This is a genomic window from Vibrio sp. STUT-A16, from assembly GCF_026000495.1.
Classification (GTDB): domain Bacteria; phylum Pseudomonadota; class Gammaproteobacteria; order Enterobacterales; family Vibrionaceae; genus Vibrio; species Vibrio diabolicus.
The window spans coordinates 679,631-703,474 of the sequence record NZ_AP026765.1; the positions used below are offsets into that span (position 1 = coordinate 679,631).

The 23,844-nt window shown below is 44.8% G+C and carries 19 protein-coding genes and 2 tRNA genes; 17 read left to right on the forward strand and 4 right to left on the reverse strand.

Annotated features, from left to right (window positions below):
- Positions 1-4: 4 nt before the first annotated feature.
- A complete protein-coding gene (gene vmeK, locus OO778_RS03225; protein ID WP_074191760.1) occupies positions 5-3,109 on the forward strand; it encodes a multidrug efflux RND transporter permease subunit VmeK in 3,105 nt (1,034 codons plus the stop codon).
- 65 nt (positions 3,110-3,174) lie between these two features.
- Here vmeK and OO778_RS03230 read toward each other — a convergent pair whose 3' ends face one another.
- Complete coding sequence (locus OO778_RS03230; RefSeq protein ID WP_046875053.1) at positions 3,175-4,467, reverse strand: peptidoglycan DD-metalloendopeptidase family protein; 1,293 nt, start codon at positions 4,465-4,467, stop codon at positions 3,175-3,177.
- 130 nt (positions 4,468-4,597) lie between these two features.
- Here OO778_RS03230 and tyrS point away from each other — a divergent pair, with 130 nt between their 5' ends.
- A complete protein-coding gene (tyrS, locus tag OO778_RS03235) occupies positions 4,598-5,785 on the forward strand; it encodes a tyrosine--tRNA ligase (protein ID WP_104969762.1) in 1,188 nt (395 codons plus the stop codon).
- A 418-nt stretch (positions 5,786-6,203) separates the two neighbouring features.
- The gene (locus OO778_RS03240; RefSeq protein WP_192943656.1) at positions 6,204-7,049 is read left to right on the forward strand and encodes a magnesium transporter; all 846 of its coding nucleotides are present in this window, start codon (positions 6,204-6,206) and stop codon (positions 7,047-7,049) included.
- On the opposite strand, the gene dacB is transcribed toward OO778_RS03240, so the two are convergent.
- Positions 7,028-8,449: a serine-type D-Ala-D-Ala carboxypeptidase gene (dacB, locus tag OO778_RS03245; protein WP_104969760.1), complete on the reverse strand. Its 1,422-nt coding sequence runs from the start codon at positions 8,447-8,449 to the stop codon at positions 7,028-7,030. The two genes, OO778_RS03240 and dacB, sit on opposite strands and share 22 nt — an antisense overlap.
- 186 nt (positions 8,450-8,635) lie before the next feature.
- Positions 8,636-9,655: a porin gene (locus tag OO778_RS03250; RefSeq protein WP_264910675.1), complete on the reverse strand. Its 1,020-nt coding sequence runs from the start codon at positions 9,653-9,655 to the stop codon at positions 8,636-8,638.
- Between the two features lie 544 nt (positions 9,656-10,199).
- Here OO778_RS03250 and greA point away from each other — a divergent pair.
- Positions 10,200-10,673: a transcription elongation factor GreA gene (greA, locus tag OO778_RS03255; protein ID WP_005380065.1), complete on the forward strand. Its 474-nt coding sequence runs from the start codon at positions 10,200-10,202 to the stop codon at positions 10,671-10,673.
- A gap of 84 nt (positions 10,674-10,757) precedes the next feature.
- On the opposite strand, the gene yhbY is transcribed toward greA, so the two are convergent.
- Positions 10,758-11,054: a ribosome assembly RNA-binding protein YhbY gene (gene yhbY / locus OO778_RS03260; RefSeq protein ID WP_005380066.1), complete on the reverse strand. Its 297-nt coding sequence runs from the start codon at positions 11,052-11,054 to the stop codon at positions 10,758-10,760.
- 138 nt (positions 11,055-11,192) lie between these two features.
- On the opposite strand from yhbY, the gene rlmE reads away from it, so the two are divergent.
- The 13 genes from rlmE to rpsO all read left to right on the forward strand — a co-directional run bounded on the left by rlmE (position 11,193) and on the right by rpsO (position 23,750).
- Positions 11,193-11,822 carry a 23S rRNA (uridine(2552)-2'-O)-methyltransferase RlmE gene (rlmE, locus tag OO778_RS03265; protein WP_005388985.1) on the forward strand — a complete coding sequence of 210 codons (630 nt, stop codon included), beginning with the start codon at positions 11,193-11,195 and terminating at the stop codon, positions 11,820-11,822.
- Between the two features lie 108 nt (positions 11,823-11,930).
- On the forward strand, positions 11,931-13,904 hold the full coding sequence (ftsH, locus tag OO778_RS03270; RefSeq protein ID WP_074191758.1) for an ATP-dependent zinc metalloprotease FtsH: 1,974 nt from the start codon (positions 11,931-11,933) through the stop codon (positions 13,902-13,904).
- A 52-nt stretch (positions 13,905-13,956) separates the two neighbouring features.
- The gene (gene folP, locus OO778_RS03275; RefSeq protein WP_074191757.1) at positions 13,957-14,787 is read left to right on the forward strand and encodes a dihydropteroate synthase; all 831 of its coding nucleotides are present in this window, start codon (positions 13,957-13,959) and stop codon (positions 14,785-14,787) included.
- A 19-nt stretch (positions 14,788-14,806) separates the two neighbouring features.
- Complete coding sequence (gene glmM, locus OO778_RS03280; RefSeq protein WP_005394663.1) at positions 14,807-16,147, forward strand: phosphoglucosamine mutase; 1,341 nt, start codon at positions 14,807-14,809, stop codon at positions 16,145-16,147.
- A gap of 221 nt (positions 16,148-16,368) precedes the next feature.
- A complete protein-coding gene (secG, locus tag OO778_RS03285; RefSeq protein ID WP_005380080.1) occupies positions 16,369-16,707 on the forward strand; it encodes a preprotein translocase subunit SecG in 339 nt (112 codons plus the stop codon).
- 16 nt (positions 16,708-16,723) lie between these two features.
- Positions 16,724-16,807, forward strand: a tRNA-Leu gene (locus tag OO778_RS03290).
- Between the two features lie 56 nt (positions 16,808-16,863).
- Positions 16,864-16,940, forward strand: a tRNA-Met gene (locus tag OO778_RS03295).
- Positions 16,941-17,165: 225 nt separating this feature from the next.
- Positions 17,166-17,621 (forward strand): ribosome maturation factor RimP, encoded by a 456-nt coding sequence (rimP, locus tag OO778_RS03300; RefSeq protein ID WP_005394659.1) that lies wholly within the window; start codon positions 17,166-17,168, stop codon positions 17,619-17,621.
- A 36-nt stretch (positions 17,622-17,657) separates the two neighbouring features.
- On the forward strand, positions 17,658-19,145 hold the full coding sequence (gene nusA, locus OO778_RS03305; RefSeq protein ID WP_005380084.1) for a transcription termination factor NusA: 1,488 nt from the start codon (positions 17,658-17,660) through the stop codon (positions 19,143-19,145).
- 22 nt (positions 19,146-19,167) lie between these two features.
- Positions 19,168-21,876 (forward strand): translation initiation factor IF-2, encoded by a 2,709-nt coding sequence (infB, locus tag OO778_RS03310; RefSeq protein ID WP_046875050.1) that lies wholly within the window; start codon positions 19,168-19,170, stop codon positions 21,874-21,876.
- Between the two features lie 114 nt (positions 21,877-21,990).
- Positions 21,991-22,386: a 30S ribosome-binding factor RbfA gene (gene rbfA / locus OO778_RS03315; protein WP_005380087.1), complete on the forward strand. Its 396-nt coding sequence runs from the start codon at positions 21,991-21,993 to the stop codon at positions 22,384-22,386.
- A complete protein-coding gene (gene truB, locus OO778_RS03320) occupies positions 22,386-23,339 on the forward strand; it encodes a tRNA pseudouridine(55) synthase TruB (RefSeq protein ID WP_053809233.1) in 954 nt (317 codons plus the stop codon). The genes rbfA and truB overlap by 1 nt, the downstream gene beginning before the upstream one ends.
- A gap of 141 nt (positions 23,340-23,480) precedes the next feature.
- Positions 23,481-23,750: a 30S ribosomal protein S15 gene (rpsO, locus tag OO778_RS03325; RefSeq protein WP_005380094.1), complete on the forward strand. Its 270-nt coding sequence runs from the start codon at positions 23,481-23,483 to the stop codon at positions 23,748-23,750.
- Positions 23,751-23,844: the final 94 nt, after the last annotated feature.

Sequence of the window (23,844 nt, forward strand, 5' to 3'; positions counted from 1 at the left end):
ACTTATGTACACTCTGATTGATGCTGCGTTATCCCGCGCTCGCACCATGCTGACATTATTAGTGATGATTTTAATTGCCGGTGTCATTACGTACGTCACGATCCCCAAGGAATCGAGCCCTGATATTACCATTCCTATTATCTACGTTTCCGTTGGACATCAAGGCATTTCTCCCGTCGATGCCGAGCGTTTATTAGTTCGCCCAATAGAGCAAGAGTTGCGCTCTATTGAAGGCGTAAAAGAGATGACCTCTGTAGCATCAGAAGGTCATGCTTCGGTGACGCTGGAATTTAGTGTTGGAGTGGATCTTGATAAAGCGATGGCAGATGTCCGAGACGCCGTTGACCTTGCGAAGCCAAAATTACCAGAGGACAGTGATGAGCCAACGGTAAACGAAGTCACGTTTGCATCTGAAGAGCCTGTTTTGACCGTTGTGCTCTATGGCACCGTACCAGAGCGAACCATTGTTCAGATTGCTAGAATGTTACGTGATCGCTTGGAAAGTTTCCGTCAGATTCTTGAGGTTGAAATCGCAGGAGATCGCGAAGACATCGTGGAGATAGTTGTCGATCCACTATTAATGGAAAGCTACGGTCTCGATCAAGCGGATATCTATAATTTAATCGCCTTGAATAACCGGGTTGTGGCAGCGGGGTTTGTCGATACTGGGTATGGACGCTTTTCGGTAAAAGTCCCATCGGTTTTTGATTCACTGAAAGATGTGCTTGAACTACCGATCAAGGTGAATGGCAAAGAGGTGATCACTTTTGGCGATGTGGCGACAGTACGACGTGCATTTCGCGACCCTGAAAGTTTTGCTCGTTTAGATGGTGAGCCTGCCATTGTGCTTGACGTGAAAAAGCGTGCGGGCGAGAACATTATTGAAACCGTAGCGTTAGTCAAAGAGGTGATTGCTCAAGGACAACTGCGAGCGGAGTGGCCAAGTAATTTGCAAGTTAAATACACTTGGGATCAATCCGACGATGTCAAATTGATGCTCAGTGATCTACAAAACAATATCTTATCCGCAATTATCCTCGTTGTGATCGTCATTATCGCCATATTGGGGGTTAGGACCGCGCTTCTCGTGGGGATTTCTATTCCAGGATCGTTCTTGACTGGGTTGTTGGTGTTATCGGTATTTGGGCTGACGGTCAATATCGTCGTTCTGTTTGCTTTAATTATGGCGGTAGGCATGTTGGTGGATGGTGCCATTGTGGTGACAGAGTTTGCTGACAGGCGCATGCAAGAAGGTACGCCACGTAAAGAAGCCTATCGAGATGCAGCAAAGCGGATGGCATGGCCAATTACCGCATCCACTGCAACCACATTGGCTGCGTTTGCTCCGTTACTTTTCTGGCCAGACATCACCGGTGAGTTCATGAAGTACTTACCACTTACTTTAATTGCTACCTTGGCCGCTTCGCTGATGATGGCTTTGCTGTTCGTTCCTGTCATCGGTGGGATCATTGGCAAGCCTCAAGTAGTCAATCAGAAAGCTCAGCGAGAAATGGTTGAGCTGCATAACGGCAACTTTGAAAAAGCGACAGGCATTACCAAGCTTTATTACCAGACTCTGTCGGTAGCGATTCGTCATCCATGGAAAGTCTTACTCAGCGCGATACTGCTAGCGGCAGGTGTCGGCTTCACTTACAACAAAGCTGGCTTGGGTGCAGAGTTTTTCCCTGAAGTGGACCCTGCCTTTTTTACCGTTAAAGTTCGTTCTTATGGTGACCTGTCTATTCACGAAAAAGATGTTGTTATGCGCGAAATCGAGAAGGTGATGCTCGGTCATGACGAGTTTGAAAGTGTCTACACGCGTACAGGCTCAAGTGATAATGGGGATGAAATCGGCCAGATTCAGATAACGCCTGTGGATTGGCAGTATCGACGCAAAGTGAAAACCATTATTGAAGAGCTAAAAGAGACCACAGATCGCTTTTATGGTGTTGAACTTGAGTATAAATTCCCGGACGCAGGACCGCCTGTCGAGCATGATCTCGTGATTGAAGTGTCATCACGAAACTTGAGTGTTAGTGCGTTAGATGAAGCGGCCAAAAAAGTCCGACACTGGGCTGATGGTAATCCTGCACTGACCAATTTGAGTGATACCACTAATAAGGAAGGGATTGATTGGCAAATTGATATCCAGCGAGATGACGCCTCTCGCTTTGCAGCGGATGCGACCTTAGTCGGGAATACTGTTCAGTTTGTTACAAACGGTTTGAAAATAGGCGATTATTTGCCCGATGATGCGGATGAAGAAGTCGATATTTTGGTGCGCTATCCACAAGATAAGCGCGACATAGGTCGATTTGATCAACTGAGAGTGAAAACGGCAGCTGGTCTGGTACCGATTACGAATTTTGCTCAAATCAAACCAGATCATAAGCAAGACACTATTCGTCGGGTCGACGGTCATCGAGTTATCAATATTAAAGCGGATATGGTGGAAGGTTACAATTTGGCGCTTGAGTTACCTAAGATTGCCGCTGGAATGGAACAGCTCGACTTACCGGAAGGCATTGAATATAAGATTCGGGGTCAAAATGAAGAGCAAGAAAACTCATCAGCATTCTTGCAAAATGCTTTTATTGTCGCGCTTGGTGTGATGGCTTTGATTTTAATTACGCAGTTTAATAGCTTTTATCAAGCTTTCTTAATCCTTAGTGCAGTGCTGTTTTCTACCGTTGGTGTCTTCGCTGGGTTGCTTATTTTCCAAAAGCCATTTGGTATCATTATGTCGGGAATTGGAGTGATTGCGTTGGCTGGTATCGTGGTAAACAACAATATTGTTTTAATCGATACTTATAATCAGATGCGTAAACGTGGTTTAGAAAAATCTGAGGCTATTTTGCGCACAGGTGTGCAGCGTTTAAGACCCGTTTTACTCACGACGGTGACCACCATACTAGGCTTATTGCCAATGGTGCTAGAAATGAACATCGACTTAGTTAACCAAAAAGTGGAATTTGGCGCGCCAAGCACTCAATGGTGGTCTCAACTTGCGACGGCTGTCGCGGGTGGATTGGCGTTTGCGACTTTGCTAACACTGGTTCTGACACCATGCTTGCTCATGCTCGGGAGAGAGCATCACTCCGAAAAGTAAGCTTCATCGTAATGATATTAAAGAAACAAAAAGGGCAGCTGAGCTGCCCTTTTCAATACATCAATTTACTTCATTGCTAACAGTTTGCTGTAGCGCTCAAGTTTGTCCATGCTAATTTTTGCGTTTGCCATGAAAGTTTGTCTTGCTTTGCCTGTTAGGGATTTAGATTGTGGCAAATTCACCGTACGCGGGTTTTTGTGGACACCATTCACAAGGAACTCATAGTGCAAGTGAGGGCCTGTTACACGACCTGTTCCGCCAAGCGTACCAATGGTTTGACCTTGCTTAACGCGTTGACCAGCTCGTACTGTACGTTTAGTTAAGTGCAGGTACTTGGTAATGTAAGTATTGCTATGTTTAATGAAAACGTAGTTACCATTAAATTTGTTGTAAGACGATTTTTGAACGACACCATCGCCAGCCGCCCAAATCGGGGTGCCCACTGGTGCCGCATAGTCCGTGCCTCTATGAGGACGAACGCGTCCCGTTACAGGGTGTAAGCGGCGTGGGTTGAAGTTAGACGAAACTCGACGGAAATCCAACGGCGCGCGCAAGAACGCTTTTTTCATTGCTCGTCCATTTTCGTCGTAATACTTGCCACTTTTCTGATCCAGTATTGCGGTGAAGGTATCGCCTTGGTTTTTAAATATCGCAGCAATGATTTTTCCGCGGCCGATTACTTCACCTTCTACCACTTCCTCTTGGTAAAGCACTCGGAAGCTGTCGTTTTTACGAATATCTAAAGCAAAGTCGATATCCCAGCCAAATATGCCGGCCAGTTCCATGATTTGGTTGCCATTTAATCCTGAAGAGATTCCCGCATTCCAAAAGTTTGATTTGATGGTGGCTTCAGCGTAGTTGTACTGGAAGTCGACTTCTTTTTTATCGACTTCTGAGACGTATTTGCCGTCTTTTAACGTGATACGAAAAGTTTCGAATGCGCTTAATGTTCTTCTTAACTGTACTAAGTCGTTGTTTTCATCAAAACCGAATTGCAATCGATCGCCAGGTCGAAGTCGGGTTAATTGCTTTTCCACTTCTTTGTCTGATGAGACAAGCTCATGCAATAGACGGGCAGAAAGCCCCACGCGACTAAACAAGATGGCGGCACTCTCACCATTTTTCACTTTGTACGTTTCCCAACGCAGTACAGCGGGGGACGCTGGAGACGAACTGTTTAGTGCACTGAGTTCTAGGGAAACTGGCACAGGATAATGTTGACCAACTTTTAATCGGCTCTGTTGTGGGTCTAGGTCTTGCGGATCAGGTAAAAAGAAGAGCGCGAAGATAATCAGCGCACTAAAAAAACCGATCAATACTTTGTGCAAGAGTGGAAGTCGGACAAAAATCGAATGCATGAGGTACTTGATTGCTAAATTAAACGGAAAAATTCACAACTACCTAGTCTAACGTGTTTCAAAATGCATCGCTATTCAAGTAATATGTTCAGCTATTATATTTTTGCCAAATCTGTGGGAGTGAACAAGAATGGCGAGCATTGAAGCTGCACTAGCCGAGATTAAGCGCGGTGTTGAAGAGCTGATTCCAGAAGAAGAGCTTATCGCAAAACTAAAAGAAGACCGTCCTCTACGTATTAAATTGGGTGCGGATCCTACGGCTCCAGATATTCACCTAGGTCATACGGTTATTTTCAATAAGCTTCGCTTGTTCCAAGAGCTAGGTCATGAGGTGACGTTCCTAATTGGTGACTTCACTGCAATGGTTGGTGACCCAACAGGTAAAAACACAACACGTCCACCGCTAAGCCGCGAAGATGTATTGCGTAATGCAGAAACTTACAAAGAGCAGGTATTCAAAATTCTAGACCCTGCAAAAACTAAGATTCAGTTCAACTCTGAGTGGTTATCTGAGCTTGGTGCAGAAGGTATGATTCGTCTTGCTGCAAACCAAACCGTTGCTCGTATGCTAGAGCGTGATGACTTTAAAAAGCGTTACGCGGGTGGTCAGCCAATTGCTATTCATGAGTTCATGTACCCACTTCTACAAGGTTGGGACTCAGTAGCAATGGAAACTGACGTTGAGCTTGGTGGTACTGACCAGAAGTTCAACCTGCTAATGGGTCGTGAACTGCAAAAGTCTCACGGTCAAAAACCACAGGTTGTACTGATGATGCCTCTTCTAGTGGGCCTTGATGGCGAGAAGAAGATGTCTAAGTCAGCAAACAACTACATCGGTATCAGCGAAGCGCCAAGCGAAATGTTTGGTAAAATCATGTCTATTTCGGATGACCTAATGTGGAGCTACTACGAGCTGCTATCTTTCCGTCCTCTGGAAGAGATTGCTCAATTCAAAGCTGATGTAGAAGCGGGCAAAAACCCTCGTGACATCAAAGTATTGCTAGCAAGAGAAATTATTGCTCGTTTCCACAGTGAAGCTGATGCAGATGCGGCAGAGCAAGAATTCGTAAACCGTTTTGCGAAGAACCAAATTCCAGATGAAATGCCAGAATTTGATTTTGATGCAGGTCGCCCAGTGAGCAATCTGTTGAAAGAAGCTGGCTTATGCTCATCATCGTCAGATGCGATGCGTATGGTTAAGCAGGGCGCTGTGAAGATGGATGGTGAAAAAATTGCGGACAGCAAATTTGCTCCAGAAGCGGGTACTTACGTGTTCCAAGTAGGCAAACGTAAATTTGCACGTATTACTATTCAGTAATCAATAATCGCTGCAAATGAAAGCGCCTGATGGGCGCTTTTTTTGTATAAAAATTTAGCGAAAAAGACAAAGTAAAACTTCCAAACATGTTGAACTTTGCTACTATACTCACGCTGCCAATAATGGCAGCGTTATCGGAGATTTACATGAACAATACCGACCATCCTCCCAGTCGTTGGGTGAGTAAGAGCAAGGGAGCGAAATAACCCGCTTCGGTATTGGCGATCTCCGCCTTACCTAAGTGGTGAGGCATCTTTTCTAATTTTCTTCTCGTTATTTCCTTCATACATTCTGAATAGACAGTGCATCCGCATTGGTCTTCTCTGTGCATCTTAATTGTTGTATGACTTTAAGTATGCAAGATTGACTTTGCGTGCCTTGTCGATGGTCGTTACCAATGCCAATCGGGAGATTCGCCATGACGGTAATGAACAACACTTTTATTGAAACAACACCAAACTTTTCTGAAGTAGAAATTGGTGCAGCTCGCAATGCATTTTTGCAGTATGAGCAAGAGCAACAAGTCCATTTGCTTACGATCATGCCGATTGATGAGGCGGTAGGTATTTTACAGCATTGCTCTGTCGGTTATGTGAATAGTCTTATTGCTCAACTTGAGCAAGCAGGCCATGACAAACGCGCACGTCATTATGCTCACCAATTGGGTTTGCATATGTCTGAAGTTGATACACCTGATGGTTATTTATCGACTAGTGTTTTGGGGCACGTGAAGCAGCGTATAGGGTGGATCATTGCACTGGCCCTTTTAGGGATTGTGTCGGGTTTGATCATTGCTCAGTATGAGGACACCCTTAGCCAGCTCGTTTTGCTTGCGGTGTACATGCCTGTGATCGCTGCGGCTGGTGGTAATACAGGAACACAAGCTGCAACTTTGGTGATTCGTGCTCTTGCAACTGGAGAGCTAAAAAAACGCCAATGGTTAGAAGTTTTGTGGAAAGAGAGCCGCGTTGCTCTATTTATTGCGTTAGCTATCGCTATCGTGATGATTGGACGCATTATGTTATTTAGTGCCGGTCAATCAACAGGGGGCTTTGAACTTACCGATATCGCACTGGCAATAGCAGTTGCGCTGTTCATTCAAGTCACCATTTCTACAACATTGGGCGGGCTGTTGCCAATTATTGCACGAGCTTGCAAGTTGGACCCAGCCGTATTGGTGAGTCCAGTTCTTGCGTCTATCGTCGATATTTCAGGAATGTGGATTTACTTTAACGTGGTGAACTATTTCTTAGGTATTGCCTGACTAAAGTTCACAATATCATTGTAAAAAAGCTGCTCAAAATGTGTAATAGGGGCGATGACAGGTTTGTTATCGTCCCTTTTTTCTGGGAAGTAGTCTGAAACAAACTGAACAAAAACGGTATTAGGTTGACCATTTTTATCCAAGCCATATCCGGCCATGTTGTAAGTTCCGTAGAGGGAGCCGCTTTTGGCGATCAATTGTCCTTTAATTGGCAACTTTCGCATACTTTGTCGGTACTTTAGTGTGCCTGACTCACCTGACTTCGGCATGATGGCGATCAGTTTAAGCTCGTCTTCGTGCTTCCAAATATAACGAAGAATTTCCGCCATTTTGGTGGCGGAAATACGGTTGTTTCGCGAAAGTCCTGAGCCGTCTTCCAGGCGCGCATTACGAATATCAATACCAGTGTTGGCGAAAATGATCTGCTTGATCGCCTCTGTACCGTTGGCAAAGCTACCTGACTGAACAAAAAACTTAGCGCCAAGTGTTTTGGTTAATGTATCTGCAATCAAGTTATCAGAGTTTTTAAGCATCTCTTCCAGAATGTCTGGTAATGCCTCTGATTGATGCATGGCGATTAGCTTGCGCTGTTTTTCCGGAGCCGAACCGATCCTAATCTTTCCTGATAACTCAATATTGAGCTGCTTAAGCAAAGCTGCCAATCTATGGCTGGTATAAAGTTCAGGATCTTGAATGGCAAATTTAAGTGGCAATGGTTTCTCCCTCTCAACTAAGCATCCAGTTAGCTTGTAGTTGTTATCAGGGTTTGCGACTAAGCCTAAATCGCAATGACGACTTTTCTTAATCGTTTTAGAAACGGTCTCGACAGTACTTGTTACACGAATAGGTTGATGCTCAGGTACGTAGACTCGAGTCCCACCGTCTTTTTGCGTATAGATAGAAGCCTGCACACAGTTGTTATTGAGTGTGATGGTCGATGCCGGAGCGCTGTAGCAAACTCCCAAGATATCCCACGGCCAGCCCACTGCACGGTTGTAACCAGTGAATGCGCTGTTATCGAGCCATAAGTCACCGTCAATACGTTTTAAGCCATTTTTCTTGGCTAGGGTAAGAAGTGATTTTAAATCGTTGGTTTGGAGCGTTGGATCGCCGACAAAGTAAATCACTGCGTCTGAGCTTGACGCTTCTAGCTTGGTTCGAAAGCGGAAGTTATCACCCAGCTCTAACTTTGCCGCTAATGCTGTGACGATTTTTAATGTACTGGCTGGTGGGAACAGTTGTTCGGTAGGATGAACACCGTCAAGTTCAGCATTCTCACTGAGTTTTTCCGCGACTAAACTGATGCGAGAGCCTTCCGGCAACACTTCTTGATGAGGGTACGCTTGTGAAAAAGCAGAAAGTAATGAAGAGAATATGAGCAAGGGCCAACGTAAACGCATAATGATACTTTCTAAGGTGAGTTATGTGATTGAGTATACGCAAGTCCTTTCAATATGCTAGGTAACTAAAGAAATGCTTTATATGTCATCAGGAATGAGACATGAGAGAAAGGCGCGCGGCTTAAAATGGAGTATAAAAAATGCCCGCTTGAAGCGGGCATTCGATATTCTAGTCAAAGACCGGAATTAGAAGTCGTAACGTAGACCTAGAGCTAGCTCGTCTTCAGCATCGATCTTGTTCGCAACTGTCTTACCGCTAGTTGAGCCGAACTTATCGCCAGCGTCAATTAGGTTGAAGTTGTAAGAAACGTAACCGCGGAAGTTAGGTTTGAAGTAGTAAGAAGCATCAACAGCGAAGTTGTTTGCAGAAGTTTCGTTGTCAGTTTCTGCATTGTTGTACGTTGTTGTGAATACTGTTTGACCTAGCGTGTAAGCACCCGCTAGTTCGTAACCAGTGTAATCAACAGTGTTGTTGAATGTGTCAGTCATTTTTTCGCCATCTGTGAAGATACCAGCGAAGTAAAGATCAGACATTGTGTAAGATGCAGCTAGCATGTACTCGTTTGCATCGTATTGGTCTGCGTAACCAGCACCAAGCTCAAGACCAGTGTCTGCTACAGCGTAGATAGCTGATAGAGAGTAGCCGTCTTGTTTGTTATCAGAGTATTCACCGTTTTGTTCTACACGGTCAGCGAAGCGGTAGCTTGCTTTAACACTTAGGTTTTCGAATTGACCTTTGTAAGCCATCATGTTGTCTGAACGGTCAGCTACTGCTAGTTTGTCAGCTGCTGAGTTACCGTGGTAAGCCATGATATCTGTGAAGTCAGTGATAACGCCTAGTGCACCTTCGTTTTTACCGTAAGTGAACTCACCCCATGCACCGCCAAGACCAGCGTACGCGTGACGAGTGTCTAGGTTGCTGCTGTCTTTATTAACGTCACCATCAACACCACCTTGTTCGTTGGTAGTGAACTCACCTTCCCAGAAACCAACACCGTATAGGTTGTCATTGATTTCTTGTTTACCAAGGAAGTTTAGACGGATGCGAGATTCGTCTTGAGCGTCGCCATCTTTCATAGATAGACGTGCTTCAGCACGGCCGCCCATTTCTAGAGAAGTGCCGTCTTGGTTGTAAAGTTCAGCTGCGTTTACGCCAGTTGCCATAGCTGCTGCAGATACAGAAAGAGCAATTAGAGTCTTTTTCATCTTATTTGTCCTAGTTAGCTGTCCATAATCATTGTTGTATGGGGGAGAGGTAATCTCTCACAAGTTGTTGGTCTATAATCGGCCAATGAGCGGTATAATTCGCCCTTGTAAGCCTTTGATCTAACAACTCGCTGGACATGTTTTACTGCTAAAGTTTCCGTATGAGTTAGTAAAATGATATAAATCGTATCGATGAACACTGTTCGATTGTTCTGGTTTTTGATTTAACTTCTTGTTTTAAATGATATTTTATGGCTATAACATTCGTCTGACATTGATTAGTTTTTATCTTTTTTGATGTTTTTGGTGTAATGAACAGTGTTGTTTTTCAACAAATTGCGACAGTGATGCATTCTAGAATCGTTCTAAAAGTGACTTATATCATTATGCCGAAAATGCATAGTCTTACAGCCTTTCGAATTAAGATGATTTCGTCCGGGAGTTTGTTTACACTAAATGAAATACATCTTTAAGCGCACTACCCAGCCCTATGGCAGGGTGGGCTTTTTTTGTCCAAAGACCCATTTGGGCTTGAGGTTATAAAATGGAAAAAGTTCCAATGACACTACGTGGCGAGCAAAAGCTACGTGCAGAACTCGATCGTCTACTTAAACTACGTCCTCAAATCTCAGAGGCAATCGCTGAAGCTCGTGAGTTAGGTGATTTAAAAGAGAACGCAGAATATCACGCCGCTCGAGAAGAGCAGGGTATCTGTGAAGCACAAATCCGTGACATTGAATACAAACTGTCAGTTGCTCAAGTAATTGATGTAACGAAGATGGAGAACACGGGTAAAGTTATTTTTGGTTCAACCGTAACCTTGATTGACATCGACACCGAAGAAGAAAAAACATACCAAATTGTTGGTGATGACGAAGCAGACATTAAAGCTGGCCGTATTTCAGTAAGCTCACCAATTGCTCGTGGCTTGATCGGTAAGATGGAAGGCGATGAGGTTGCTATTCAAACTCCGGGTGGCGCGAAAGACTTCGAAATCGATCGAGTAGAATACATCTAAGTCGTTGAGAGTAATTTTGTTACTCCAATAAAACGCAAAAAGGTCGCCAATGGCGACCTTTTTTCTTCAGCAACGTAAGTAGAATTACTTACGAGGGATTTCGATTTTACGCTCTTCAGACTGGCGGTACAGCACAAGCACTTTACCAATAGTCTGAACTTTTTCTGCGCCCGTCTCACGTACGATAGCGTCGATGATTAGCTGTTTTGTTTCACGATCTTCTGAAGCAACTTTTACTTTGATCAGTTCGTGATGGTTAAGAGCGATTTCAATTTCTGCTAGCACGGCTTCTGTAAGTCCATTTGCGCCCATTAGCACGACAGGTTTTAAACTGTGAGCTAGGCCTTTAAGGTGCTGCTTTTGTTTGGTGCTTAGGTTCATTACGCGGCCAATTTTCTTTAAAATAAGGGTTGAAAAAAGCTATTTTAACGCCATCTATTGCTGAAGACTATAATTTATTGAGTAATAGGTAGCGCCTATTAAAACAATAGCTCCAATTTGCGCCTTGTTGGGATTAAAATGAGTAAACAAAAACATTCGGCTAGTTCTGGTCGTTGGTTGAAAGAACACTTTGATGATAAATACGCGAATGAGGCTCGTAAAAAAGGCTATCGCTCACGTGCTTATTTCAAGATCGATGAGATTCAAACGAAAGATAAATTGTTAAAGCCTGGGATGACAGTCGTCGATTTGGGTGCGGCACCGGGCGGGTGGTCTCAATATGCTGCTAAGATAGTAGGAGACAGTGGTCAGATCATTGCGTGTGATTTGCTTCCTATGGACCCGATTGCGGGTGTCAGCTTTTTACAAGGCGACTTTCGCGATGATGCTGTATTGGAAGCTTTGCTAGAAAGAATCCAACCTTCAATGGTAGACGTAGTAATGTCTGACATGGCACCTAATATTGCGGGAAATAACTCTGTTGACCAACCTCGTGCTATGTATTTAGTTGAATTGGCTTTAGATATGTGTCGACAAGTTCTAGCGCCTAATGGTAGCTTTGTCGTAAAGGTTTTCCAGGGGGAAGGCTTCGATCAGTATGTGAAAGAAGTCCGAGACATGTTTAAAGCCGTAAAAATTAGAAAACCAGACTCATCGCGAGCTCGCTCTCGAGAAGTCTTTGTTGTAGCCACTGGTTACAAAGGTTAACCATTTTGCTCTCTTGAGAGCGTGTTAACACTATAGCTACAGTGAATGAACTGTAGTACCCTACCTTTAATTACAATTAGTTATCGAGAGGCTTACACCTTGAGTGACATGGCAAAAAATTTAATTCTGTGGCTTGTTATCGCCGTCGTATTGATGTCGGTATTCCAGAGCTTTGGCCCTGGAGAAAGCAATGGCAGAACCGTGGATTACACCACGTTTGTACAGGAAGTTGGCCAAGGCCAGATTCAAGAAGCAACTTTTAAAGACGGTGAAATTAGCTTTGTTCGTCGTGGCGGCGGTGCCAAAATGGTCACTTACATGCCAGTGTATGACCAAAAGCTTCTAGATGACCTAATTAACCAAAACGTGAAAGTACGGGGCACGCCTCCAGAAGAGCAGAGCTTGCTTGGTACTATTTTCATTTCTTGGTTCCCAATGATCTTACTGATTGGTGTATGGATTTTCTTCATGCGTCAAATGCAGGGCGGCGGCGGTAAAGGCGCCATGTCTTTTGGTAAGAGTAAAGCTCGAATGATGAGCGAAGAGCAAATCAAGACCACCTTTGCTGACGTTGCAGGTTGTGACGAAGCAAAAGAAGACGTGAAAGAGCTGGTGGACTACTTGCGTGATCCAAGCCGCTTCCAAAAACTGGGCGGTAAGATTCCTACTGGTGTGTTAATGGTAGGTCCTCCCGGTACTGGTAAAACGCTTTTAGCGAAAGCCATTGCTGGTGAAGCAAAAGTACCGTTTTTTACCATCTCGGGTTCAGATTTCGTAGAAATGTTTGTGGGTGTCGGTGCATCTCGTGTACGTGACATGTTCGAACAAGCTAAGAAAGCAGCGCCTTGTATTATCTTCATCGATGAAATCGATGCGGTGGGTCGTCAGCGTGGTGCTGGTGTTGGTGGTGGTCACGATGAACGTGAGCAAACACTAAACCAAATGCTAGTAGAAATGGATGGTTTCGAAGGTAACGAAGGTATCATCGTAATCGCTGCTACTAACCGTCCAGACGTTCTTGACCCAGCATTGCTACGTCCTGGTCGTTTTGACCGCCAAGTGGTGGTTGGATTGCCAGATGTACGTGGTCGTGAGCAGATTCTAAAAGTACACATGCGTAAAGTCCCTCTAGCAGGTGACGTAGAGCCTTCTCTAATCGCTCGTGGTACACCAGGTTTCTCTGGTGCTGATTTAGCAAACCTAGTCAACGAAGCGGCGCTATTTGCTGCGCGTGGTAACAAGCGTAACGTTTCTATGGTTGAATTCGAATTAGCGAAAGACAAAATCATGATGGGTGCCGAGCGCCGTTCAATGGTGATGTCTGAAGAGACAAAAGAGTCAACGGCTTATCACGAAGCGGGTCACGCAATTGTTGGTCGTTTAGTACCTGAGCACGATCCAGTGTACAAGGTGTCGATCATTCCACGCGGTCGCGCGTTGGGTGTGACTATGTACCTACCAGAGCAAGACCGTGTCAGCATGTCTCGCCAGCACCTAGAGTCTATGATCTCTAGCTTGTACGGTGGTCGCCTAGCAGAAGAACTTATCTACGGTGCTGATAAAGTCTCAACAGGCGCGTCAAACGATATTGAACGTGCAACTGATATTGCTCGTAAGATGGTTACTCAATGGGGTTTCTCTGAAAAGCTTGGTCCTCTACTGTATGCAGAAGATGAAGGTGAGGTGTTCCTTGGTCGTAGCGTGACTCAGACTAAGCATGTATCTGACGATACGGCGAAGTTGATTGATGATGAAGTTCGTCAGATCATTGACCGCAACTATGACCGTGCGAAGAAGATTCTTCAAGAAAACATGGATATCATGCATGCGATGAAAGATGCGCTGATGAAGTATGAAACCATTGATGCTCGTCAAATTGATGATTTAATGGAGCGCAAAGCTGAAATTCGTGAGCCTGCGGGTTGGAGTGATAACTCAACTAGCAAACCTGAAGACAGCGAGAAGCCTCAAGCAAAGCCAGAAGTTAAAGAAGAAGCAACGGACGCTGCGAAAGATGCAGAAAAGTCTAGCTCTTCAGAAGCGACTTCTAGCGAAGCGCCTGAAAAGAAAGACTCTGAATAAAGAGTGTTGATAATAATAAACCCCGAGTTATCTCGGGGTTTTTGTGTTTATGATGATGATTACAGCAAATAACAAATCTTTAGATCTTTCCCGTCCACATGTTATGGCCATTCTAAATGTGACTCCGGATTCCTTTTCGGATGGTGGTAAATACAACTCGATTGAACTCGCCCTTGCTCAAGTTGATAAAATGATAAAGGCTGGTGTAAGCATTGTTGATGTTGGTGGGGAGTCGACAAGGCCTGGCGCGCCAGATGTGTCTTTAGATGAAGAACTTCGACGTGTTGTCCCAGTAATCAAGGCCATTCGTGAAAAGTACGATGTGTGGATTTCGGTCGATACCAGTAAAGCGGAAGTTATGCGTCAAGCTATTGATGCTGGTGCAGATTTGATCAATGACATTCGATCTTTGCAAGAACCTGGTGCTCTCGAAGTCGCAGCAGAAGCAAAGCTTCCAATTTGTCTGATGCATATGAAAGGTCAACCTAGAACCATGCAAGTTGCACCTCATTATGATGATGTGATGAGCGACGTATCTGCCTTTTTAGAAGAACGTATCGCGGCATGTGAAGCTGCAGGGATTGATAAATCTCAACTGATTCTCGATCCTGGATTTGGCTTTGGCAAAACGATAGAACACAATTATCATATGCTCGCTCATCTTGAAAAGTTTCATGAATTCGGCCTGCCAATTTTGGCTGGCATGTCTCGTAAATCAATGATTTTTAAATTGTTGGATAAGCCAGCGGCTGAATGTACAAATGCGAGTGTCGTTTGCGCTACGATTGCAGCAATGAAAGGCGCGCAGATCATTCGTGTGCATGACTTTGAAGAGACAATCGAAGCAATGAAAGTTGTTGAGATGACGAAAAACAATATTTAAAAATAATAAAGGAAAGTTTATGTCGAATAAAAGACGTTACTTTGGTACTGACGGTGTGCGCGGTAAAGTAGGACAATACCCAATCACTCCGGACTTCGTACTTAAGCTTGGCTGGGCTGCTGGTCGTGTACTAGCAAAACAAGGCACAAAGAAAGTTATTATAGGTAAAGATACGCGTATCTCCGGTTATATGCTTGAATCTGCATTAGAAGCAGGCCTTGCTGCAGCGGGACTTAAAGCAACATTTACTGGTCCAATGCCAACCCCAGCAGTGGCATATTTAACTCAAACTTTCCGCGCAGAGGCGGGGATTGTGATTTCTGCATCGCATAACCCATATTACGACAACGGCATTAAATTCTTTTCTTCTGAAGGTACTAAGCTACCTGACGATATAGAGTTGGCGATTGAAGCTGAACTGGATAAAGACATTGAATGTGTTGAGTCTGCAGAACTTGGTAAAGCCACTCGTCTAAATGACGCTGCTGGCCGTTACATCGAATTCTGTAAGAGTACTTTCCCATCTGAATTGAGTCTTGCAAACTTTAAAATCGTGGTAGATTGTGCGCACGGTGCAACGTACCACATTGCTCCAAATGTCTTCAAAGAGCTTGGCGCAGAAGTTATTGCAATGGGCGTAGAGCCTAACGGCATCAACATTAATGAAGAAGTGGGCGCAACAGATGTTCGTGCGCTTCAAAAGCGTGTCGTTGAAGAGCAAGCACACCTTGGTTTAGCATTTGATGGTGATGGTGACCGTATCATTATGGTCGACCACCTTGGCAACAAAGTCGATGGCGACCAAATTGCTTACATTATTGCTCGTGATGCTCTTCGTCGTGGCGAGCTAAAGGGTGGTGTAGTTGGTACGTTGATGACTAACTTGGGCATGGAAAATGGCTTAAAGCAGCTAGGCATTCCATTCGTACGTGCCGCTGTTGGTGACCGTTATGTCATGGAACAACTGCTAGAAAAAGGCTGGAAAATTGGTGCTGAAAACTCAGGCCATGTGATCTTATTAGATAAAGTCACCACGGGCGATGCGATTGTTGCAGCACTGCAAGTACTTGCTTCTGTAGTTGGCAGTGATATGTCTTTGCATGAGCTATCGCAAGGCATGACGTTGTATCCTCAGGTTCTAGAAAATGTCCGCTTTGCAGGGGAAAGTAATCCTCTTGAAGCTCAAGCAGTACTAAACGCCGTCGCCGAAGTAGAAGCTACGCTGGGTGATAAAGGACGTGTATTGCTGCGTAAATCTGGCACAGAGCCTTTGATTCGCGTTATGGTGGAAGGTGAGGATGGCGAGCTAGTTCAAAGCTCTGCATTGAAAATTGCCGAAGCTGTAAAAGCAAGTTGTTAATCATTGCGTTAAAGTATGCAGTGAATGAAAAGGGCATCTTTTGCCCTTTTTTTGAGCGCTTAGCGCATTGGCATTGATTTTTTACTAATTTTCCCTTGTCAGCGTTACCGGCTTTCGCTAGTATTGCTCCGCCTCCCGTTAGGAGGTCGCTAGCCTTGTTCAATTATGATTTATTCTCTTGAACGGCGCTGGCTCAACAATTTGGAACATAGGTGGAAAAAATGTTTTCAGTTCTACTTGTGATTTACCTGTTGGCAGCGCTTGGTGTGATTGGCCTTGTGTTGATTCAACAAGGTAAAGGCGCAGATATGGGAGCCTCGTTCGGTGCTGGTGCTTCAAACACAGTGTTTGGTGCTGGCGGCTCAGGTAATTTCTTAACCCGAACAACTGCTATTTTAGCAACCGTATTCTTTATCGTTAGCTTGTTGCTTGGTCGTATGTCTACGCACCAGACTGAATCACAATGGGTAGACCCAACATTAGGTCAACCAGTTGTTGAACAAGTTAAGGATGCAGCGAGTGAAGTTCCAGCCCCTGCGGGTGATGAAATTCCTCAATAAGCTGTAAGGTTTTGATGCCGAGATGGTGAAATTGGTAGACACGCTAGCATGAGGTGCTAGTGCCTTAGGTGTGAGGGTTCGAGTCCCTCTCTCGGCACCATGTATTTACAAACTTGTAAATCACTTGTTTGCGAGTATAATGCTCAGCAAGTCGGACGCGGGGTGGAGCAGCTTGGTAGCTCGTCGGGCTCATAACCCGAAGGTCGTCGGTTCAAATCCGGCCCCCGCAACCAATCTCTTTCTTTAAGAAGAAATCGTAGATTGGCAAGTTTGCGTAGTGCTAACCACACTACGAGTTAAGAGAAGCATTTGTTGGCTATTCTTAACGTATCAGGGTCCAGCAGCATAAAACCCCGACTATCGGGGTTTTTTGTTATCTGAGCTTTTTGAAATAGCTCAGAGACTGCTTGGTTTTTTGATTGGGCTCTGAGCCCTTTTTTTGTTTCTGGAGTGGTTAAATGACTGGTTTAGAAAGACAACTTACTGAAATGCTTGAAGCACCAGTAGAGGCATCAGGCTATGAGTTGGTTGGATTAGAATTCATTCGTGCAGGCGCGCACTCAACGTTACGCATCTACATTGACCATGAAAATGGTATTAACGTGGACGACTGTGCAGAAGTTAGCCACCAAGTTAGTGCGGTTTTAGACGTTGAAGATCCAATTTCTGTTGCTTACAGCCTAGAAGTGTCTTCTCCAGGTTTAGAAAGACCACTTTTTAAAGCAGCACATTACGAGCAATTTATTGGTCACGAGGTCAGCATCGTATTGAAAATGGCTGTAGCAAACCGTCGTAAGTGGAAAGGTATTATCCACGGCGTTGATGGCGAAACAGTGACAATTACTGTAGACGGTCAGCAAGAAGAGTTTGCTCTAAGTAACATTTCCAAAGCTAACCTGATCCCTAAATTTTAGTTCCCTAAAAAAGTTTAAGCTTAGAGGCTAAATACAATGAGTAAAGAAATTTTAGCGGTAGCAGAAGCGGTATCGAACGAAAAAGCGGTACCTCGTGAGCGTATCTTTGAGGCTCTTGAGATTGCTCTAGCAACTTCTACAAAGAAAAAATACGAAATCGAAATCGACGTACGTGTTGCCATTGACCGTAAAACTGGTGAGTTTGTGACTTACCGTCGTTGGTTAGTTGTTGATGATGTTGAGAACCCTACAAAAGAGATCTCACTAGAAGCAGCACAGTACGAAGATGACTCAATCGAGCTTGGCGACTACGTAGAAGACGAAATCGAATCAGTAACGTTTGACCGTATTACGACTCAAACGGCTAAGCAAGTTATCGTACAAAAAGTTCGTGAAGCTGAACGTGCACAAATCGTTGAGCAGTTCATCGACAATGAAGGTGATCTAATCACTGGCGTTGTGAAAAAAGTAAACCGCGACACAATCGTACTTGACCTTGGTAACAACGCTGAAGCGGTAATCCTACGTGATGACCAACTTCCTCGTGAAAACTTCCGTCCAGGCGACCGCGTTCGTGGTCTTCTTTACAAAGTCGCGCCAGAAGCACGTGGTTTCCAACTGTTCATCACTCGTTCTAAGCCTGAAATGCTGGCAGAACTATTCCGTGTTGAAGTGCCTGAAATCGCTGAAGATATTATCGAGTTGAAAGGCGCGGCACGTGATCCTGGTTCTCGCGCTAAGATCGCTGTCAAAACAAATGACAAACGTATCGACCCTGTAGGTGCGTGTGTTGGTATGCGTGGTGCACGTGTACAAGCTGTTTCTGGCGAACTTGGTGGTGAGCGTATCGATATTGTGCTTTGGGATGATAACCCAGCTCAATTCGTTATCAACGCAATGGCGCCAGCTGATGTTGCTTCTATCATCGTTGATGAGGATGCACACTCAATGGACATCGCAGTTGAAGCTGACAACCTAGCGCAAGCTATCGGTCGTAATGGTCAAAACGTGCGTCTAGCATCTCAACTAACAGGTTGGGAACTGAATGTTATGACAGTTGCTGATCTTCAGAAGAAACACGCTGAAGAATCACAAGCATCTATTGAAAACTTCATGAAGTACCTAGATATTGAAGAAGACTTCGCTCAACTTCTTGTTGAAGAAGGTTTCTCAACGCTAGAAGAAATCGCATACGTGCCAGTTAACGAGCTACTAGAAATCGATGGTTTGAATGAAGAACTAATCGAAGAGCTTCGTGGACGTGCAAAAGATGCACTAACGACGATCGCACTAGCACAAGAAGAGTCTTTTGAAGGTCTAGAACCGGCTGAAGATCTGCTTGCACTTGAAGGTCTTGAGCGTGAGATGGCATTTAAATTGGCAGCGAAAGGTGTAGCGACACTGGAAGATCTTGCTGACCAAGGTATTGACGATTTAGAAGGTATCGAAGGCCTGACCGAAGAACGTGCAGGTGAGCTAATTATGGCCGCACGTAACATCTGTTGGTTCGGCGAAGAAGCATAATTTTCGGCAAGGAGGAAGCGGCATGACACAATTAACAGTTAAAGCACTGAGTGATGAGATTGGTACGCCAGTCGACCGCTTGATTGAACAACTTGCTGACGCTGGCATTAAAAAGGCGAGCTCTGACAATGTTACTGATGAAGAGAAGCAGAAGCTTCTCTCTCATTTAAAGAAAGAACACGGTGATAAATCAGGTGATTCAGAGCCGACTCGCCTTACGCTTCAGCGTAAAACTCGTAGTACACTTAGTGTGAACGCGGGTGGTGGCAAGAGTAAGAATGTTCAGGTTGAGGTGCGCAAAAAACGTACATACGTGAAGCGCAGCACAATTGAAGATGAAGCGAAACGTGAAGCTGAAGAAGCAGCACAACGTGAAGCAGAAGAAGCAGCAAAACGTGCAGCAGAAGAAGCTGCAAAACGTGAAGCTGAAGAAGCTGCAAAACGTGAAGCTGAAGAAGCTGCAAAACGTGAAGCGGAAGAAAAAGCGAAACGTGAAGCTGAAGAAAAAGCGAAGCGAGACGTAGATACGAATGCACAACGTAATGCTGAAGAAAAAGCAAAGCGTGATGCTGAAGAGAAAATTAAGCAAGAAGCAGCGCGAAAAGAGGCCGACGAGCTTAAACGTCGTCAGGAAGAAGAAGCTAAGCGTAAGGCTGAAGAGGAAAGTCAGCGCAAGCTTGAAGAAGCTCGCGAATTGGCTGAAAAGAATAAAGAGCGTTGGTCTGCTGCAGAAGAGAAAAAGGGTGATATGGAAGATACAGATTACCATGTAACGACTTCACAATACGCACGTGAAGCCGAAGATGAAGCAGATCGCAAAGTAGAGAGCGGTCGTCGTAAGAAGAAAAAAGCTTCAGGTAAAGACGACCAAGCTCGCGGTGGCCGTAACAACCAACGTGGCGGTAGAGGTCGTAAAGGCAAACTTGCTAAGCCGACTTCAATGCAGCATGGCTTTGATAAGTCAGCAACGGTTGCTAAGCAAGACGTTGTAATTGGCGAAACGATCGTTCTATCAGAACTTGCTAACAAGATGTCGGTTAAAGCGACAGAAGTTATCAAAGTAATGATGAAAATGGGCGCTATGGCGACTATCAACCAAGTGATCGACCAAGAAACAGCACAACTTGTTGCTGAAGAAATGGGCCATAAAGTAGTTCTTCGTAAAGAGAACGAGCTGGAAGAAGCGGTACTATCTGACCGTGACACTAACGCGGAAGCAGTTCCACGTGCTCCAGTTGTTACTATCATGGGTCACGTTGACCACGGTAAAACGTCAACACTTGACTACATCCGTCGCACACACGTTGCTTCTGGCGAAGCGGGTGGTATTACTCAGCACATTGGTGCGTACCACGTTGAAACAGACAACGGCATGATCACGTTCCTTGATACTCCTGGACACGCAGCGTTTACTGCAATGCGTGCTCGTGGTGCTCAAGCGACAGATATCGTTGTTCTTGTTGTTGCAGCAGACGATGGCGTAATGCCACAAACAGTAGAAGCGATTCAGCACGCGAAAGCGGCAGGCGTTCCTCTAATTGTTGCTGTGAACAAGATCGATAAAGAAGGCGCGAACCCAGATAACGTTAAGAATGAGCTTGCTCAATACGATGTTATTCCTGAGGAGTGGGGCGGTGAGAACATCTTTGTTCACATCTCTGCGAAACAGGGTACAAACGTTGACGCTCTTCTAGAAGCAATCCTTCTTCAATCTGAAGTTCTAGAACTTACAGCAGTGAAAGAAGGCATGGCGTCTGGTGTTGTTGTTGAATCTCGTCTAGATAAAGGTCGTGGTCCAGTTGCAACAGTACTTGTTCAATCAGGTACGCTAAACAAGGGCGATATCGTTCTTTGTGGTCAAGAGTACGGCCGTGTTCGTGCAATGCGTGATGAGCTAGGTAAAGAAATTACTTCGGCTGGCCCATCTATCCCTGTAGAGATCCTAGGTCTTTCAGGTGTACCATCTTCAGGTGATGAAGCAACAGTAGTTCGTGACGAGCGTAAAGCGCGTGAAGTAGCTAACTACCGTGCTGGTAAGTTCCGTGAAGTGAAACTTGCTCGTCAGCAGAAATCTAAACTAGAGAACATGTTCTCTAACATGACTGCTGGTGAAGTTGCTGAACTTAACGTTGTACTTAAAGCAGACGTTCAAGGTTCTGTAGAAGCAATCGCAGACTCACTAGTTAAGCTATCTACTGACGAAGTTAAAGTGAACATCGTTGGTTCTGGTGTTGGTGGTATTACGGAAACTGACGTAGTACTAGCGGAAGCTTCAAACGCAATCATCCTTGGCTTTAACGTTCGTGCAGATGCTTCTGCTCGCCGTGCTGTTGAAGCCGCAGCTGTTGACTTACGTTACTACTCAATCATTTACCAATTGATTGACGAAGTTAAACAAGCAATGGGCGGTATGCTTGCTCCAGAATTCAAGCAAGAGATCATTGGTCTTGCTGAAGTTCGTGACGTGTTTAAGTCACCGAAACTGGGCGCTATCGCTGGTTGTATGGTTACAGAAGGTGTGATCAAGCGTAACAACCCAATCCGTGTACTACGTGATAACGTTGTTATTTACGAAGGTGAACTAGAGTCACTACGTCGTTTCAAAGATGACGTTCAAGAAGTTAAGAATGGCTACGAATGTGGTATCGGCGTTAAGAACTACAATGATGTTCGAGTTGGTGACCAAATCGAAGTCTTCGAAATCGTTGAAATTAAACGTACTCTAGACTAATTGACTAAAATTACTAATATTGTCTTTGAAAGATAAGTAGTAATTGGTTGTTGAATACACCATGGGGGGCTGGCTTTGACCAACCCCCCATTCTTTCTATATAAGAGTAAAGATATGTCAAAAGAATTTAGCCGCACGCAGCGCGTTGCACAGCAGCTGCAAAAAGAACTAGCGATGATCCTTCAACGTGAAGTTCGTGATTCTCGCCTTGGCATGGTGACGATCTCAGACGTAGAAGTCTCTCGTGACCTAGCTTACGCAAAAGTATTTGTGACCTTCCTATGTGTGGGCGAGCAAACACCAGAATCATGTCTAGCAGCGCTACGTGAGCACGAAGTGCACATTCGCATGATGTTAGGTAAGCGCATTCGCCTACGTCTAACGCCAGAAATCCGCTTCCATTATGACAATACGCTTGTTGAAGGTATGCGTATGTCTAACCTAGTGTCTGAAGTGGTAAGCTCAGACAAACAAAAGCAAAAAGATTCTGGTCGTGAGGACGAAGAATAATGGCTCGTCGTCGTAAAGGTCGTCCAATTAATGGCGTTATACTGTTGGACAAACCAACAGGCATCTCTTCCAATGATGCACTGCAAAAAGTAAAGCGAATCTACTTTGCTGAGAAAGCAGGCCACACTGGTGCCTTGGACCCATTAGCGACAGGCATGCTGCCAATTTGCTTGGGTGAAGCGACGAAGTTTTCTCAGTTTCTTCTAGATTCTGATAAACGCTACCGTGTGATCGCAAAGCTTGGTGAACGTACCAACACGTCTGACTCGGATGGTGAAGTCGTAGAGACACGTCCAATCGATGTTACGTTAGACAAGCTAGAAGCGTGCATTGAGAAGTTCCGTGGCGAATCTGAACAAGTACCTTCCATGTTTTCAGCGTTGAAATATCAAGGGAAACCCTTGTATGAATACGCTCGCAAAGGCATCGAAGTTCCGCGTGAATCTCGTAAGATCACGGTATACGAGATTGTTCTTCACCGTTTTGAAGGCGATGAAGTCGAGATGGAAGTGCACTGCTCAAAAGGCACATACATTCGTACCATCGTGGATGATCTAGGCGAAATGTTAGGTTGTGGTGCGCACGTAACTATGCTTCGACGCACTGGTGTTGCGAAATACCCTTACGAGAAGATGGTGACACTTGAGCAACTGAATGAGTTACTAGAGCAAGCACACCGTGAAGAACGCGCTCCTCGAGAACTACTGGACCCATTGCTGTTACCAATGGATACAGCGGTAGAAGACTTACCAGAAGTCAACTTAGTGCCTGAACTGGCGGATATGGTTCAGCATGGGCAACCTGTTCAAGTATTTGGTGCGCCTACCGAAGGCTCACTTCGCCTTACCATGGGTGAAGAGCGTTTGTTTATTGGCGTTGGCGAAATGAACGAAGATGGCAAAATCGCTCCTAAGCGATTGGTCGTATTCCGAGATGACGTCGCATCCAAGTAAATGATTGAAAATACCGACCTGAGTGTCGGTATTTTTATATTGCACGAGATAGGAAATTTCCCTATAATCCGCGCTTCGCGTAGCGGCTGAATCAGAGATTGGCTGCTACAACTTTAAACCTACTCTTATTAGGAGAGAATTATGTCTCTGAATGCAGAAACTAAAGCAGCAATCGTTGCAGAATACGCACAAGGCGAAGGCGACACTGGTTCACCAGAAGTTCAAGTAGCTCTACTTACAGCTTCTATCAACCACCTACAAGGTCACTTCAAAGCGCACAAAGGCGATCACCACAGCCGTCGTGGTCTTCTACGCATGGTTTCTCGTCGTCGTAAGCTTCTAGATTACCTAAAAGGTAAAAACCTAGCTCGCTACCAAGACCTAATCAAACGTCTAGGCCTACGTCGCTAATCAGCGACTGCATAGCAGTTTGTCTAAAAAGGGGCTTTATGCCCCTTTTTTGTTGCCTAAATTTAGCCAAATTAGACTTATGCCGTTATAATAC